This window comes from Paracoccus wurundjeri, assembly GCF_030678915.1.
Lineage (GTDB): Bacteria > Pseudomonadota > Alphaproteobacteria > Rhodobacterales > Rhodobacteraceae > Paracoccus > Paracoccus onubensis_A.
Window position 1 is genome coordinate 51810 of record NZ_JAUUTZ010000021.1, and the last position, 15815, is coordinate 67624.

Sequence of the window (15815 nt, forward strand, 5' to 3'; positions counted from 1 at the left end):
CCCGAATGGCATTGCCGAGTCGCGCGCTCACTCTGAACTCAAGGAGACGAAAATGCCGAAGATGAAAACGAAAGCTTCCGCCAAGAAGCGGTTCTCGATGACAGCCTCGGGCAAGGTGAAATCCGCCCAGGCCGGCAAGCGTCACGGGATGATCAAGCGCACGACGAAATTCATTCGCGATGCGCGCGGCACCACGGTCCTGTCGGACGCGGATGCCAAGATCGTCAAGAAATACATGCCCTACGCACGCTGATCGAAGGAACCTGAAAAATGGCACGAGTTAAATCCGGCAAAGTGACCCACGCCCGCCACAAACGCGTTCTGGACAAGGCCAAGGGTTATTACGGCGCCCGTTCGCGCAATTTCCGCACCGCCACGCAGGCTGTGGACAAGGCGAACCAATACGCCACCCGCGACCGCAAGAACCGCAAGCGGAATTTCCGCGCCCTGTGGATTCAGCGGATCAACGCCGCTGTGCGTCTGGTGGACGCCGATCTGAGCTATTCGCGCTTCATCAACCTGCTGTCGAAAGCGGGGATCGAGGTTGACCGCAAGGTTCTGGCCGATCTGGCCGTGAACGAGCCCGAAGCTTTCGGCGCAATCGTCGAAAAGGCAAAAGCCGCGGCCTGATCCTGCCACGATGCGAATTGAAATGGCCCGCCTCTGGCGGGTCTTTTTCGTTTTGGATCAATCAGCGTCGTCATGTCGTGGCTGAATCGTGCAGCAACCCGACAATAGCCGCGGTTCTTCGCCGTGCAGGATCAGCATGGCATCCATCCCGTAAACCTGATCCGACATCCCGTCCGAACAGATTTCCGGGGTTGCGGTCAGCGTCATCTCGGGGGCAAGCACAGCCCGTCGGGGCTCCAGATAATAGCCGCTGACCAGAATCGACTGAATGGGCCGCGTATCGTCCCCGGCGTCGGGCGTGCTCAGGGTCAGATTGCCGGATTCCGTCTTCACGTTCCAGAACGGCTCGGTACCGAAACAGCGAAGGGAATCGGGCAGTTCATCCTGTTTCCAGACATCGTAATGAGGTGTCATGTAATTTTGCGATACCCAGCCCGAGCGTTCCCCGGTATTGACCCTGAACCAGCTGCTTTTGCCCTGAAAACCTTCCTCGACGACCTCGATATCCGTCGCGTCCGGTGCAAGCGTTCCGATGATTTCGGCGTTGGCGCTGGGTTCGGCGCGGATATTCAACACATCATCCGCTTCGACGCCAGTCACGTCGAACAGGGTCGGAAGAATATATTCCGGCGTCGCAAGCGCCGGTGTCGCAAGCAGTATAAGGGCAAGGGCAGTTCGCAGCATTCAGAACCTCATTAATGTTGTCGCCGGGACGATCGTTGCATTGTAAAGATCGTTTGCATAGGGGAATCCACAGGTTAGAAGCGGCATATGATGACGCATAGCCTGATTGCCGATGACGCCCTGACCGCCCTTCTTGCGCGGTTGATGGCCGCTGTCGCCCGCCCGGGTCAGACCATCCTGTTGGATGGCCCCGTCGGTGCGGGAAAGACGCATTTCGCCCGCGCCTTTATCCGCGCGCGTCAGGGCGAAGCGGCCGAGGATGTGCCCAGCCCGACTTTCACGCTGGTCCAGACCTATGACGACCCGCGGGGAACCGAGATCTGGCATGCCGATCTGTATCGGCTGACCGATCCGTCCGAGTTGGACGAGTTGGGACTGGACGAGGCGCAAGGGAATGCAATCTGTCTGATCGAATGGCCCGACCGGCTGGAGGCGTTGCCCGAAGATGCCTTGACCGTCTCGATCCGGATGCATGACGACCCCGACCGACGCCAGATCACGCTGATCGGGGCGGGGGCCGACCGGTTGGTGCAGCTTGCCGGTTTCATCGCAGGGACGGATTGGGCGGATGCAGGGATTGCGCCCCTGGCCGGGGATGCCTCTGCCCGGCGGTATTTCCGGCTGACGAATAATGCGGGCCGCGCTGTGCTGATGGACGATCCGGCGGGCGATGTGGGCCGGTTTGTGGCCATGACCGATTGGCTGCGCGATCAGGGCTTTGGCGCGCCCGCGATCTTCGCGCGGGACCTGTCGGCGGGGTTCCTGCTGCAGGAGGATCTGGGCGATGATCTGGTCGCCCGCGTGCTGGAACGCTCCCCCGATCTGGCACGGCCGGTCTATGATCGGATTACCGATTTTCTGGTGGATCTGCACCATTTGCCGGTTCCCGGTTTCGTCCTGCCTCTGGACGGTCCCCGGATGGCCGAGCAGGTCGGGCTGTTTGCCGAATGGTATCCGCAGGCGGCAGGCGTGCCTGTGGGCGCGGCTGCGGAAATTGGTGCGGTCATCGGGCGGCTTCATGCGGAATTGGCTGCGGATATGCCCCCGGTCCTTAGCTTGCGGGATTTCCATGCCGAGAATCTGATCTGGCGGGGTGACGCTCCGCTTGGGTTGATCGATTATCAGGATGCGGTGTCCTGCCATCCCGCCTATGATCTGGTCTCGGTGCTGCAAGATACCCGCCGCGCGGTTTCGGCGGAGTTCGAGGCAGAGTATATCGCCCGTTATCTGAAAGCCACGGGATTGGATGAAGGCCGGTTTCGCGCGGCCTATGCACTGATGGGGGCGCAAAGGAACCTGCGCGTGATCGGGATTTTCACGCGGCTTTGCATTCGCGATGGCAAGCCGCGCTATCTGGCGTTTATGCCTCATGTCTGGGATTATATTCTGCGCAATGTAAGCCATCCCGCGCTTGCGCCTCTGGCCGCGATCATGCGGGAATTGCCTGCCCCCGACGCGGCCGTCACCGAAAGGATACATCAGCAATGCGCCCGCCCCTGATGATCTTCGCCGCCGGGTTGGGTACGCGGATGCGGCCTTTGACCGATAACCGCCCCAAGCCGCTGATCAAGGTGGCGGGGCGCACCCTGCTGGATCGGGCATTGCATGCCGGGCGCGGGGCAGGGGTCAGCCGGATCGTGGTCAACAGTCATTATCTGGGCGATCAGATCAGGGTGCATCTGGCCGGACAGGATGTCGCGATCAGCGATGAATCCGATCTGCTGCTGGACACCGGAGGGGGGCTGCGCAGGGCTTTGCCGTTATTGGGCGAGGGGCCGGTGATGACGTTGAATCCCGATGTGATCTGGACCGGGCCGAACCCGTTGATCGCGCTTTGCGACGCCTGGGACGAGCGGATGGATGCTCTGCTTATGCTGGTTCCGGTGCAGCGGGCGACGGCACGGCTTGGCGGCGGGGATTTCGATATGGACGAGGCGGGGCGGATTACGCGGCGGGGCGATTACGTTTTCGCCGGGGCGCATATAATCCGACCCGAACGGCTGTCCGGAATATCCGATCAGGTGTTCTCGCTTAACCGCATCTGGGACGTGCTGATTTCCGAAGGGCGTGCTTTCGGTGTCGTGCATCCGGGCGGCTGGTGCGATGTGGGCCGCCCCGATGCGATCCCGCTGGCGGAAGACCTGCTGGATGGCTGAGTGGGAGTCCGGCCTTTTTGCCCTGCCGTCCGGAGTGGATTTTGCCGGGCATTTCGTGGCCGGTTTCCTGCGGCGCATGAAGGGCCAGCCGCCCGAGGCGATCGCCCGTGTCACGATCTATGCCAATTCGGCGCAGACACTTGCCGCGCTTCGGCATGCGTTTGACGCGCATGGTCCGCTGCTGCTGCCGCGCCTTCTGACCGTCAACGATCTGGGCGCGGGCAGTGCGTTGCGGGACGGGCCTCTTGCTCCTCCGCTTGCCCGCAGATTGCAACTTGCGCAACTGATCGACCGATTGATGGCAAGCCGCCCCGATCTTGCGGCGGGGCATTCGATTTCGGCACTGACGCAATCGCTGGCGTCTTTGATGGCCGAGATGCAAACCGAAGGCTGTGGCCCGGACGCGCTGGAGGCGATCGACGCTGGCGACCATGCAAGGCACTGGCAGAACGCGCTTGATTTCCTGCGGATCGCCGCCCGTTTTCATCTGGACGGCCCGGTTGTCGATCGGCCCGCACGTCAGCGTATCGCAGCCGAGACGGCCTGGAACGACTGGTCTGAAGGGCGCGATCTGCCCGCGGATCCGGTCATCGTGGCCGGTTCGACCGGATCGCATGGCGCGACCCGGTTGTTCATGCGCGCGGTTGCGGGCTTGCCCAACGGTGCGGTGGTGCTGCCCGGATTCGATTTCGACCTGCCCCCGCATATATGGGAGGGTCTTTCCGAAAACAGCGGCGATCATGCGCAATTCCGCTTTGCGGCGCTGGTCGAGGAATTCGGCAGGCCGCGTCTGTGGTCGCCTTGCGATGGGCCATCCCCGTCGCGGAACAAGCTGGTTTCGCTTGCATTGCGACCGGCCCCGGTAACCGATCAATGGATCGCCGAGGCGCCGGGGCTGCCCGATCTGCCGGACGCTTGCGAAGGGATGACCCTGATAGAGGCCGATCAGCCGGGGCAGGAGGCCGACGCCATTGCCCTGATCATGCGCGAAGCGGCGGAGAACAGGCAACCGGTCACGCTGTTCGCCGCCGATAGCGGCTTGATCCGGCGCGTCGTGGCGGCGCTTGACCGCTGGCGACTGCACGCCAATGACAGCTCGGGCGAGCCCGTTCACCTGACTGCGCCGGGTCTGTTCCTTCGGCATGTCGCTGCGGTTTTCGGCCTGCCCCTGACGGTGGATCGCCTGTTGATCCTGTTGAAGCACCCGCTGACGGCAAGCGGTTCGGAAGTGGTCGGCTTTGGTGCCGCACGACATCTTGCCCGCGAACTTGAACTGCATCTGAGGGCATATGGCCCGGCATTCCCCAGCGGGGAAGACCTGCGCGACTGGGGAGACAAGGGCGACTCCATGCGCAAAAGCTGGGCGCTGTGGCTGGCCTCCATTCTGGACCGGATCGCGGATTTCGCGGAAGATCGCGCTGCCCGTCCGCTGCCGGACAGGCTGGCCGATCTGCGCAGGCTGACCGAGACGCTGATCGCCGGACCGGATGGCGACGTGGCGCGATCGGAAAGCTGGGCTGGCCGGGCAGGGCGGATGGCAGAGGCGGTGCTGGACGATCTGGCAAGCCATGCGTCTGCGGGGCCGCCGATGCGGCCCGAGGATTTTGCCGCCCTGCTGACGGATGAATTGCGCGGGCAGACCATTCGCGATCCGGGCGGTCCTTCGCCCCTGTTGCGTATTCGCGGCCCGCGCGAGGCAAGGACCGAGGCGCATGGCACGGTTATTCTGTCGGGCTTGAACGAAGGCGAATGGCCGCAGCCGCTTGATCCCGATCCCTGGCTGTCGCGGCAGATGCGCGAGCAGGCGGGGCTGACGCTGCCGGAAAGGCAGATCGGGCTGGCCGGGCATGACTTTCAGCAGGGAATTTCCGCCGGGCGGGTATATCTGACCCGCGCCCGCCGAAATGCCGAGGCCGAGACGGTGCCGTCCCGCTGGCTGAACCGGCTGACCAATCTGATCGCAGGTGTATCTGAACGGCGCGGTCCTGAAGCGTTGGCCGACATGCGAAAGCGCGGGACGAAATGGCTTGCCCTGGCCGCGGCATTGTCGCGCCCGGAATGCCTTGTTCCACCCGAGCCGCGACCGGCGCCTGTCCCGCCCGCTCCGCCATTCCGGCAATTGCCTGTCACCGAGATCGCGCAGCTTATCCGCGACCCTTACGCGGTCTATGCCAAGCGTGTTCTGGGGCTGCGCAAGCTGAATCCGTTGCGGCCGGAACCCGACGCCGCCATGCGCGGCCAGACGCTGCATTCGATTGTCGAGCGGTTGCTGAAAACCGGTCCGGGGCCGGATCTGGGCGCGGCGGAGTTGCGCGACCGCCTGTTGCGGATCACCGCCGAGGTGCTTGAGGAACAGGTTCCCTGGCCCTCGGCCCGCGCATTCTGGCAGGCCAGGATCGAGAGGATCGCCGATCAGGTTGTCAGGGATGAGCTTGCCCGTCTGGCCGAAGGACGCCCGCAAGTGATCGAGAATCGCGGCGCGGTATCGCTGACCGGGATGGATTTCCGGCTGATCGCGAAGCCTGACCGGATCGATCTGCTGAATGATGGCAGGGTCATGATTTATGATTACAAGTCCGGTAAGCCGCCAAGCGCCAGGCAGATGGCACATTTCGACAAACAGCTGATGCTTGAAGCCGCCATGGCCCGGCGCGGCGGGTTTTCGGAACTTGGCCCGGTCGAGGTCGCGGGCATCCGCTATATCCGGCTTGGCGGCGAAGGCCGGACCGAGCCGCGCGATTATTCCACGCAGATGGAGGCTGAAAGCTGGGACGGGTTCGTCCGGCTGATCGGCCATTATCTGTCCGGGCAGGCGGGTTTTGTCGCCATGCGGGCACCGGAACTTCTGAGTTATGCGGGCGATTACGATCATCTTGCCCGCTATGGTGAGTGGGTGCTGACCGAGAAGGCGCAGCCCCGGAAGGTCGGCGATCATGGATGAGGCGACCAGAAACCAGATCGAAGCAGCCGATCCCGCGCATTCGACATGGCTGACGGCAAATGCCGGCTCGGGCAAGACCCGGGTACTGACCGACCGGGTTGCGCGGCTGCTGCTGCACGGCACCGCGCCCGAGCGGATTCTGTGCCTGACCTATACCAAGGCCGCCGCGACAGAGATGCAGAACCGGCTTCTGAAACGGCTGGGCGAATGGGCGATGCTGTCCGAGGCGAAGCTGGAAGCGGCGCTTCGCGAATTGGGAGAGGAAGGCAAAGCCGATCTGGCTGCGGCGCGCAGGCTGTTCGCCCGTGCCATCGAGGCTCCGGGCGGGCTGAAGGTACAGACGATCCACAGTTTCTGTGCGGCGCTTCTGAGGCGGTTTCCGTTGGAAGCGGGCGTGCCCATGGGCTTTGCCGAGCTTGACGAGCGCAGCGCCCGCGCTCTTCGCTCTGCCATTATCGAGGAGATGGCGGAAGAGGATCATCCGGCGATCCGCGATCTGACGGCGCTGCATGGCGGTGACGATCTGGATCGCTTTCTCTCAAGCCTCTCCGAGGCGGATTTCAGCGGCCCGCCCGATGCCGATGCGATCTGGCGGGCCTTGAACCTGCCCGCCGGGCTGGATCACGAGACTTTACTGGGCGCGGTGTTTACCGGCGAGGAAGGGGGGGGGTTCGATGCGCTTATCCCGATCCTCGCGGGGGGAAGCGCAAACGATCAGAAGCTGGCGGACAAGCTGAAAGGGGGCGACTGGTATTCGCCGGGTCTGGCAGAGCTTTCTCTGCTGATGGGTGCTTTGCTGACGGGTGCGGGCGCGAAAATGCCATTCGCCGCGAAGATCGGCAGCATTCCGACGAAGGCTTTGCAGAACGGCCCCGCCGCGCCTTTCATGGACGATCTGAACGCGTTGATGCTGCGCGTTCAGGATGCGCGTCCTCAGGCGATGGCGCTTGATATCGCCCGGAAGACACTGACACTGCACCGCTTCGCCCATGAGTTCACGCAGCGGCTGGTCGCGCGGAAGACCGCGCATGGCTGGCTGGATTTCGACGATCTGATCCGCAGCACCGCCCGGTTGCTGCATGAATCCAGCGTGGCGCAATGGGTGCTGTGGCGGCTTGACGGAGGTATCGACCATATCCTTGTGGATGAAGCGCAGGACACCAGTCCGGAGCAATGGAAGGTCATCCGCAGCCTGACCGACGAGTTCACCAGCGGCGCAGGGGCCAGAAGCCACGATCGCACCCTGTTCGTCGTGGGCGATCCGAAACAGTCGATCTATTCCTTTCAGGGTGCCGATATCGCCGTGTTTGAGGAAATGCGCGACCGTTTCGAACAGGATTTTCAGGCTATCCAAAGCCCGATGCAGCAGCGCGGGCTGTCGCATTCCTTCCGCTCGTCTCCGGCGATCCTGTCACTGGTCGATGCGGTGTTTCAGGGCGATGCGGCGCAGGGGCTTGGCGATCCTCCGCGCCATATCGCCTTTCGCGACGGGTTGCCCGGGCGGGTGGATATCTGGCCGCCGATCCCCGAACCCGACAAGCCCGAGCCGGGGGACTGGACCGATCCGGTGGATGCGCCCGCCGAGAATTCGGCCAGTGTGATGCTGGCCCGGGCGATTGCGCGGCAGATCAAGGCGATGATCGGGACGCCGTTTTTCGACACCAAGGCAAAACAGGTCCGCGCAATCGGGCCGGGGGATATCCAGATCCTTGTGCAGCGCCGCGCTGCGCTGTTCGATGAACTTATCCGCGAATGCAAGGCACAGGATTTGCCTGTGGCCGGGGCGGACCGGCTGAAGCTGGCCGCCGAACTGGCGGTACGCGACATCGTCGCCACGCTTTCCGTGCTGGTTACGCCCGAGGACGATCTGTCGCTGGCCGCTGCGCTGCGCTCTCCCCTGTTCGGCTTGTCCGAGGACGATCTGTACCGGTTGGCAGCAGGACGTGGGCGCGTTTCGTTGTGGCAGCGATTGGGCGAATCCGCGCATCAGGAGGTGCTTGAAATATTGCGCGATCTGGCCAGCGTGGCGAATATCATCCGCCCCTATGATCTGATCTCGCGCCTGCTCACCCGGCATGACGGGCGAAACGCGATGCTTGCCCGTCTGGGAACCGAGGCCGAGGACGGGATTACCGAACTTCTGTCGCAGGCGCTGGTCTATGAACGGTTCGAGCCGCCCTCGCTGATCGGTTTTCTTGTCTGGCTTGCCGGAGATGATGTCGAGGTCAAGCGGCAATTGCCCGGAGGAGAGGGCGGTCTGATCCGTATCATGACGGTGCATGGCGCCAAAGGGCTGGAAAGCCCGGTGGTCATTCTGCCCGAAACCCAGAAACGCCAGGCAGACAATCGGGCACGCACCGTGCGTCTTGATGACATGCAGACATGGCGCGGCACGGCTGACGAACGGCCCGATCCGGTCTCTGAAGCCGTCAATTCTCTTGCCCGGCGGCAAGAGGAAGAGCGCCGCCGATTGCTTTACGTGGCGCTGACACGGGCGGAAAGCTGGCTGATCGTGGCTGCCGCCGGAGATGCCGGGGACGGGCTTGAAAGCTGGCACGGCCTGATCCGCGATGGCGCGGAGCGGGTCAAGCTTGATTGCCGGAACATCGAGATCGACGGGGTCGGCACGGTGCGGCGGCTATCCTTCGGTGATTGGCCGGAAGATAAGATTGCAACCGGCCTCGCGCCTGTCGGGCAGGTTGAGCTTCCCGAATGGGCGCGCCGTCCTGCGCCACCACCTCCACGGGCGATCTTGCCGGTCGCCGCGACGTCGCTGGGCGGGGCAAAGGTGCTGGGCGCGCCGGTGGAAGATGCCGATCCCGCTGCGGCGATGCTTCGGGGAACGCGGCTGCATCTGCTGCTGGAATATCTGCCCGGCTCGTCGCGTGACGACTGGCCCGAACTGGCAAAAGCTGCCCTGACCGGGGCCGAGGGCGGATTGCCGGACCGGGACGAGTTCGAGTCGCTGATGAACGAGGCCCGGGCGGTCATAGACGCGCCGGATTTATCCGATGTGATGACCCCTCCGCCGGGCGCGCAGATCCTGCGCGAGGTGCGGTTGACCGCGACCGTTCCCGGGATCGGCTTGTTGCATGGCACGATCGACCGGCTAATCCTGCGGAGACAAGAGGTTCTGGCAATCGATTACAAATCGAATGCTGAACTTCCGCAGAAACCTGACCAGACACCTTTGGGTATCCTGCGCCAACTGGGCGCCTATCGTGCCGCGCTGCGGGAGATCTATCCCGCTCGCACCGTGCGCACGGCTATTTTGTGGACTGCTGCGCCCGGCCTGATGGAACTTCCCGATTCACTTCTGGATCAGGTGATGGCGGCTCTTGACCCCGGCGGTCCGCGTCCATAGCTGTTAATGGAACCGTTGCGCCGGCCCTTCGGCGCACATCCCTCAAGGAGCATCAGACATGGCAACCGTGCATGTGAACGATTCTGAATTCGACGCCGAGGTCCGCAAGGCCGATACCGCCGTCATCGTGGATTTCTGGGCTGAATGGTGCGGACCATGCAAACAGATCGGCCCTGCTCTGGAAGAGCTGTCGGACGAATATGCCGGCAAGCTGAAAATCGTTAAGGTCAATGTGGACGAGAACCCCGAACAGGCCGCCGCGCTTGGTGTTCGCGGTATCCCGGCACTGTTCATGTTCAAGGATGGTGAAGTCATCTCGAACCGCATGGGCGCTGCGCCGAAAGCTGCGCTGAAAAGCTGGATCGACGAAAGCGTCTGATCCCCGCAATTCCGCCGCCCGGGACTTTATTCCGGGCGGCCTTCCACGGGCAGATATTCCCGCCGCGTGCTTCCCCATTGACCGCACCATCTCCGCCCGCCTCATGCCGTGGAACCCTTGCGCATGTTCGTGGCGGCGGGGTGATGCGCCTCTGCCGAGTCTTGCGAATTAAGGTTAATATAAAGAGATTAACCTATTGAATTAAGGTTAGTTCAGTGGGCGGCTGCGCGTTGCACAGAACGTTGATCTTCCCGGCGTGATTTACCCGCTACTGAAGCTCTGGCGTGGCCTCAAGCCGGACGCGACCGGTACGCCGAAACATTGACGGATCTGGCCGGGTGCGATCCGGGGCAGCAGCGTCCCGATGGCGGCGAAACCCCACCAATTTGGCCGGTGTTATTTCGCGATCCGCCGATATGCATAGTTGAACACGGCGTCGCCAAAATTTCAGAAAATCTTTCCATAGAAATTTTGCTGTAAAAACCGCGGTAACGAGACCTCTTCCGTGCAGCGTGATTCTGATGAAACGCAGGATCGCGATCACGTCGGGTTTATCCTGATCCGCTGGCGCCGGTGCCATGGCGTTGTCGGTGCTGTTCCACATTCGATGGATGGCTTCCGGACTGCCATACACACCGTCCACCACTTGCCTGATGGCTGAAATCGGCCAAGTTCAATGGTATAATCAGGCGGAACCATGCCTAATGATACGAATTTACGACCCCACGGCTTTGTGCGGTTGTGTTGAAGACTCATGGTCGTGGAAGAATACACCCGTCGACACACGCAACCATAAGGAGTCTGACGTGAAACTGAAGATCAAAGCAGGATTGCTATCTTCCATTGCCTGCCTGGGCACGGTCGCAATGTTGAGTTCTGCCAGCGCCGCCGGTTTTAGCGAATTGGATGCGAATGCGGACGGTCAGCTCGACCTGGCCGAGTTGGAGGCAAGCTTCGGTGCAAATGCCCAAAGCACGCTGGAAGCCTATGACAGCGATGGCGATGGCATGATCAGCGTCGCAGAGGCCGAGGCCATGGCCGCTGGTGCAGCGCCCGCCGCTCCGGATGCCGCGACAACGGCGGCGGAAGGCGAACTTGCGCCGGGTGTCGCAGAACCGGGCGCGGCCGCCGAAGCCGTCGAAGGCGAATTGCCGGCAGCCCCTGACGCCGCTGGCGCGGTCGATGGTGCGATCGAGCAGCAAGCGCTTCCGCCCGCTGCTCCGGGGGCGGAAGCCGGGGCAGGTGCCGGCATGGAAGTCACCGAGTGATCTGACTTGAATCGCTCTGGCATGCCCCGGCCAATGATCTGGCCGGGGCTTCGCATTTGCGGATAACGGTTTCCCGGTATCTTGTGATCCTGCCCCCACAGCCCCTATGCTGGGCCGCGAAGAGCAGTGCAGAGGCTCGGGATGAAAGAGAAAACCATCAATCTCGCATTGCAGGGTGGCGGCGCGCATGGCGCCTATGCATGGGGCGTTCTCGACCGGCTTCTGGATGAAAGCTGGCTGGGCATTGCCGCGATTACCGGGACCTCGGCGGGTGCCCTGAACGGCGCCGCTCTGAAAGCCGGGCTGGCGCGGCATAGCGGTCCGAGGGGCCGGCAGGCGGCGCGCGAGAATCTGGATTTTCTATGGGGCGAGGTCGGGCAGATTTCGGACAACAATGTCGTCCGGTGGCTGTATTCCATGGCTCCGATGCCACGCGGCCTGCAACGCCTGACCGAGATGTTTTCGCCGGCCGCATGGATGGACAACCTGACACGAGTTTTCAGCCCGTATGATTACGGCCCGTTCTATTCCAATCCGCTGGGGTCGGTATTGCGCGGGCTGCCCTATCCGGGGTTCAGCAGCGAGAAGGGGCCAGAGCTTTTCGTGGCGGCGACGAATGTACGCACCGGGCGGATCCGAATCTTCACCGGGGCTCAGGCGACGCCGGACGCGGTCATGGCCTCGGCCTGCCTGCCGAACCTGTTTCGCGCCATCGAGCTGCGCGACCCCGTAACCGGCGAAACCGATGCATATTGGGACGGCGGGTTCACCGGCAATCCGGCACTGTTTCCGTTATATCGCAAGCATCTTCCCGCAGATATCGTGATCGTAAACATCAATCCGATGATCCGTGACTGTTTGCCGAAGACGCCGGTAGAGATCACCGACCGGATGAATGAGATCAGCTTCAATTCGGCGCTGATGTCCGAGTTGCGGGCCATCAATTTCGTCAAGCGCCTGCATTCCGAAGGCCGTCTGACGGATAAGCGCATGAAGAATCCGCTGATTCACATGATCCTTGACGATATGCTGATGAACGATCTCACGGCGCGCTCGAAGACGATGCCAGAGCCGGGGCTGCTGGTCCGGATGAAAGAGGCCGGACGCATGGCCGCCGACAGCTTCCTGGAAAACCACGCGGATGACCTGAACAACCGCGATACGGTCGATCTGGCGGCGCTGTTTGCGGGGGTAAGCGTCGGCTGAGGGTCACCGAACCGGCGCGGCGACGGCCTATCCTTTCAGGATGTGATCTGCCGCCTTCTCTCCGACCATGATCGAAGGGCCGTTCAGGTTGCCATTGGTGATGCGCGGAAAGACCGAGCTGTCGGCCACCCGAAGATTCCCCGTTCCGATCACGCGGAGGTCCGGATCGATCACGGCCTGCGGATCGTCAGGCTGCCCGATTTTTGCAGTACCGCAAGGGTGGAACGCGGATTCCGCATGTTCGGCGATGAAGGCGTCAATCTGCTCATCGCTTTGCACCTCTGCCCCGGGCTGAATTTCGTCGCCCCGGTATTCCGCGAATGCGGGTTGATCGAAGATCTGCCGTGTCAGGCGTACGCAGGCCCGGAACTCCTTCCAGTCGTCGGGATGCGACATGTAATCGAACCGGATCTCGGGCGCTTCGGCGGGATCGGCCGAGGACAACCGGACCGTGCCGCGCGATTTCGAGCGCATCGGCCCGACATGCGCCTGGAAACCGTGCCCCCTGGCCGCCGCCTTGCCGTCATAGCGAACGGCAAGGGGCAGGAAGTGGTACTGGATATCCGGATAATCGATATCCTCGCCCGAACGGATGAAGCCACAGCTTTCGAACTGGTTCGATGCGCCAAGCCCGGTCTTCTGCAACAACCATTCCACGCCGACCCGGGCTTTGCCCAAAAGGTTGTAATAGGTATACAGGCTGACCGGCTTCAATGCCTTGTATTGCATGTAGATCTCAAGGTGATCCTGCAAATTCGCGCCGACGCCGGGCCGGTCGGCAACCGGTGCGATTCCGTGATCCCGCAGATGTGCTTCCGGGCCGATCCCCGACAGCATCAGCAATTTCGGCGTATTGATCGACCCCGCCGACAGGATGACCTCGGACCTGGCGATGATCTGCTCGACCTTGCCATCCCGTTCGATCTCGACGCCAAAGGCGCGAGTGCCGTCCAGCAGAACCCGATGGGCAAGGGCGCGGATCACCTGCAGACGGCCGGTCTTGCGGGCCGGGCGCAGATAGGCATTGGCGGCGGACCAGCGGCGGCCTTTCCAGATGGTCGCCTCCATCGGGCCGAAGCCTTCCTGATGCTCGCCATTGTAATCCGCGGTATAGGGCCAGCCCGCCTCCTGTCCGGCCTTGATGAAGGTGTTGAACAGTGGATTCCTGCGCTTGCCGCGGGTGATATGCAGCGGCCCGCTGTCACCGCGCCATTCCGAGCAGCCGCCATGCCATGTCTCCATGCGCTTGAAATAGGGCAGCACGTCCTCGTATCCCCAGCCGGTCGCGCCGCTTGCGGCCCAATGGTCGAAATCCTTGCGGTTGCCGCGTACGAAAACCATTCCGTTGATCGAGGATGAACCGCCAAGCACCTTCCCTCTCGGTGTCACGAGACGGCGATTGTTCAGATGCACTTCGGGCTGGCTTGAATACCCCCAGTCATAACGTGGCATATTCATCGGATAGCTGAGCGCGCCGGGCATCTGGATGAACACGCCGCGATCGCTGCCTCCGAATTCGATCAAAGTGACGGTTCTACCTGCCTCGGTCAGACGGTAAGCCAAAGCACAACCGGCGCTGCCCGCCCCGACAATGACGTAATCCGATTGACTCATGACTGCATCTTTCTACCAGTTTCGGGAACAGCCGCGTTCCGCTTCTTCTTTGCAAAAATACCTTCGGGTGGGGTCCGGGGAGGGCAGACAGCCCTTCCCGGCTATGACCGGGACGGAAAAGACCAGACCCGCTTAATATGGCGCATCCACGCCTCCCATCCCCACATAAACGGATTTCAGCTGTGAATAATGCTCAATCGCGGCGGCGGAATTTTCCCGGCCCAAGCCGGATTGCTTGACGGCGCCGAACGGCATCTCGACCGGGGTCAGGTTATAGCTGTTGATCCAGCAGGTTCCGGCCTGAAGCCGCGCGATGACGCGATGCGCGCGGGTCAGGTCCTGAGTGAACACGCCTGCCGCAAGGCCGAAGCCGGTTGCGTTGGCGCGGGTGATGACCTCTTCCTCGTCATGGAAGCCAAGCGTGGTCATGACCGGGCCGAAGATTTCGTCGCGGGTGATCGACATGTCGTCGCTTGCGTCAGTGAATACGGTTGGCGGAATGAATGCGCCCTCGCCCGGACCGCCACAGAGAAGCCGCGCCCCTTGTTCCAGCCCCGACGCGATGGCCGCGCGGATTTTCCCGGCCTGTGCAGGATTGATGATCGGGCCATGCGTCGTCGCCGGATCCAGTGGATCGCCCATGCGGACATTGCGCACACGCTCGGCCAGACGGTCAAGGAAGGCGTCCCGGATACCCTCTTGCAGGAATACCCGCGTGCCGTTCGAGCAGATCTGCCCCGACGAATAGAAATTCGCCAGCATGGCGGCACTGACCGCATGTTCCGGATTGGCGTCATCAAAGACGATCAGCGGAGATTTTCCGCCAAGTTCCATGGTGACATGACGCATTCCCTCGGCAGCGGCGGCATAGACCTTGCGCCCCGTGGGAACCGAGCCGGTCAGTGACACCTTGTCCACATTCGGATCGGTAGAAAGTGCCGCGCCGATCTGACCGCGCCCCTGCACGACATTGAAGATACCGGCGGGCAATCCGGCCTCAAGCAGGATTTCCGCCAGTTTCAACGCGCCAAGCGGGGTTTCCTCGGAGGGTTTGAAGACCATCGCATTGCCCATCACCAGGGCAGGGGCGGCTTTCCAGCAGGCGATCTGGCTGGGATAGTTCCAGGCGCCGATTCCTGCGCAGACGCCCAGCGGTTCGCGCCGGGTATAGGCCCAGTCCTGCCCCAGCGGGATCGTCTGCCCGGTGATCGAGGCGGCCAGCCCGCCGAAAAATTCAAGCGCCTGCGCACCCGATTCCCAGTCTGCAACCAGCGTTTCCTGAATCGGCTTGCCGGTATCCAGCGTTTCCAGCCGCGACAATTCCTCGTTCCGTTCGCGGATGATGGCGGCGGCGCGATGCAGGACGCGGCCACGCTCTACCGGGGCCAGTGCCGCCCATGCTGGCTGGGCACGGGCCGCGACACGGCAAGCCTCGGCTACCTGACCGGTCGAAGCTTCACGCAGGCTGGCGATTTCTTCGCCGGTATAGGGGTACAGGACGGGCAGCGCCGCGCCTTCGCCCTCGACCGGGCGTCCGTCGATGAACAGGCTGGCGTCGGGTTGGGCGTTCAGA

The 15815-nt window shown here is 62.6% G+C and carries 13 protein-coding genes; 9 read left to right on the forward strand and 4 right to left on the reverse strand.

Annotated elements, in window-relative coordinates; all coding sequences use genetic code 11:
* Positions 1-52: 52 nt before the first annotated feature.
* Positions 53-253 carry a 50S ribosomal protein L35 gene (gene rpmI, locus Q0601_RS18200; RefSeq protein ID WP_119752081.1) on the forward strand — a complete coding sequence of 67 codons (201 nt, stop codon included), beginning with the start codon at positions 53-55 and terminating at the stop codon, positions 251-253.
* Between the two features lie 17 nt (positions 254-270).
* Positions 271-630, forward strand: coding sequence for a 50S ribosomal protein L20 (gene rplT / locus Q0601_RS18205; RefSeq protein ID WP_305291319.1), 360 nt, complete (start codon positions 271-273; stop codon positions 628-630).
* 57 nt (positions 631-687) lie between these two features.
* Here rplT and Q0601_RS18210 read toward each other — a convergent pair whose 3' ends face one another.
* Positions 688-1314, reverse strand: a complete 627-nt coding sequence (locus Q0601_RS18210) for a COG3650 family protein (RefSeq protein WP_305291321.1) — start codon at positions 1312-1314, stop codon at positions 688-690.
* Between the two features lie 87 nt (positions 1315-1401).
* On the opposite strand from Q0601_RS18210, the gene tsaE reads away from it, so the two are divergent.
* The 5 genes from tsaE to trxA are packed head-to-tail and all read left to right on the forward strand — an operon-like array spanning position 1402 to position 10154.
* On the forward strand, positions 1402-2814 hold the full coding sequence (gene tsaE / locus Q0601_RS18215) for a tRNA (adenosine(37)-N6)-threonylcarbamoyltransferase complex ATPase subunit type 1 TsaE (RefSeq protein ID WP_305291322.1): 1413 nt from the start codon (positions 1402-1404) through the stop codon (positions 2812-2814).
* Positions 2799-3470, forward strand: a complete 672-nt coding sequence (locus Q0601_RS18220; protein ID WP_305291323.1) for a nucleotidyltransferase family protein — start codon at positions 2799-2801, stop codon at positions 3468-3470. The genes tsaE and Q0601_RS18220 overlap by 16 nt, the downstream gene beginning before the upstream one ends.
* Positions 3463-6411 carry a double-strand break repair protein AddB gene (addB, locus tag Q0601_RS18225; protein WP_305291324.1) on the forward strand — a complete coding sequence of 983 codons (2949 nt, stop codon included), beginning with the start codon at positions 3463-3465 and terminating at the stop codon, positions 6409-6411. The genes Q0601_RS18220 and addB overlap by 8 nt, the downstream gene beginning before the upstream one ends.
* A complete protein-coding gene (addA, locus tag Q0601_RS18230) occupies positions 6404-9775 on the forward strand; it encodes a double-strand break repair helicase AddA (protein WP_305291325.1) in 3372 nt (1123 codons plus the stop codon). Before addB ends, addA begins: the two co-directional genes overlap by 8 nt.
* 58 nt (positions 9776-9833) lie before the next feature.
* Positions 9834-10154: a thioredoxin gene (trxA, locus tag Q0601_RS18235; RefSeq protein ID WP_119751678.1), complete on the forward strand. Its 321-nt coding sequence runs from the start codon at positions 9834-9836 to the stop codon at positions 10152-10154.
* A gap of 268 nt (positions 10155-10422) precedes the next feature.
* Here trxA and Q0601_RS18240 read toward each other — a convergent pair whose 3' ends face one another.
* Positions 10423-10758: a hypothetical protein gene (locus Q0601_RS18240; RefSeq protein ID WP_305291326.1), complete on the reverse strand. Its 336-nt coding sequence runs from the start codon at positions 10756-10758 to the stop codon at positions 10423-10425.
* A gap of 202 nt (positions 10759-10960) precedes the next feature.
* Between Q0601_RS18240 and Q0601_RS18245 the strand changes: the two genes are divergently transcribed.
* Positions 10961-11422, forward strand: coding sequence for an EF-hand domain-containing protein (locus Q0601_RS18245; RefSeq protein WP_305291327.1), 462 nt, complete (start codon positions 10961-10963; stop codon positions 11420-11422).
* 141 nt (positions 11423-11563) lie between these two features.
* Positions 11564-12628: a patatin-like phospholipase family protein gene (locus tag Q0601_RS18250; RefSeq protein WP_305291328.1), complete on the forward strand. Its 1065-nt coding sequence runs from the start codon at positions 11564-11566 to the stop codon at positions 12626-12628.
* A gap of 27 nt (positions 12629-12655) precedes the next feature.
* Here the strand turns inward: Q0601_RS18250 and betA are convergent, their stop codons facing one another.
* Together betA and betB are read right to left on the reverse strand one after the other, a co-directional pair.
* Positions 12656-14242, reverse strand: coding sequence for a choline dehydrogenase (gene betA, locus Q0601_RS18255; protein ID WP_305291329.1), 1587 nt, complete (start codon positions 14240-14242; stop codon positions 12656-12658).
* Between the two features lie 132 nt (positions 14243-14374).
* Positions 14375-15814: a betaine-aldehyde dehydrogenase gene (gene betB / locus Q0601_RS18260; protein ID WP_305291352.1), complete on the reverse strand. Its 1440-nt coding sequence runs from the start codon at positions 15812-15814 to the stop codon at positions 14375-14377.
* Position 15815: the final 1 nt, after the last annotated feature.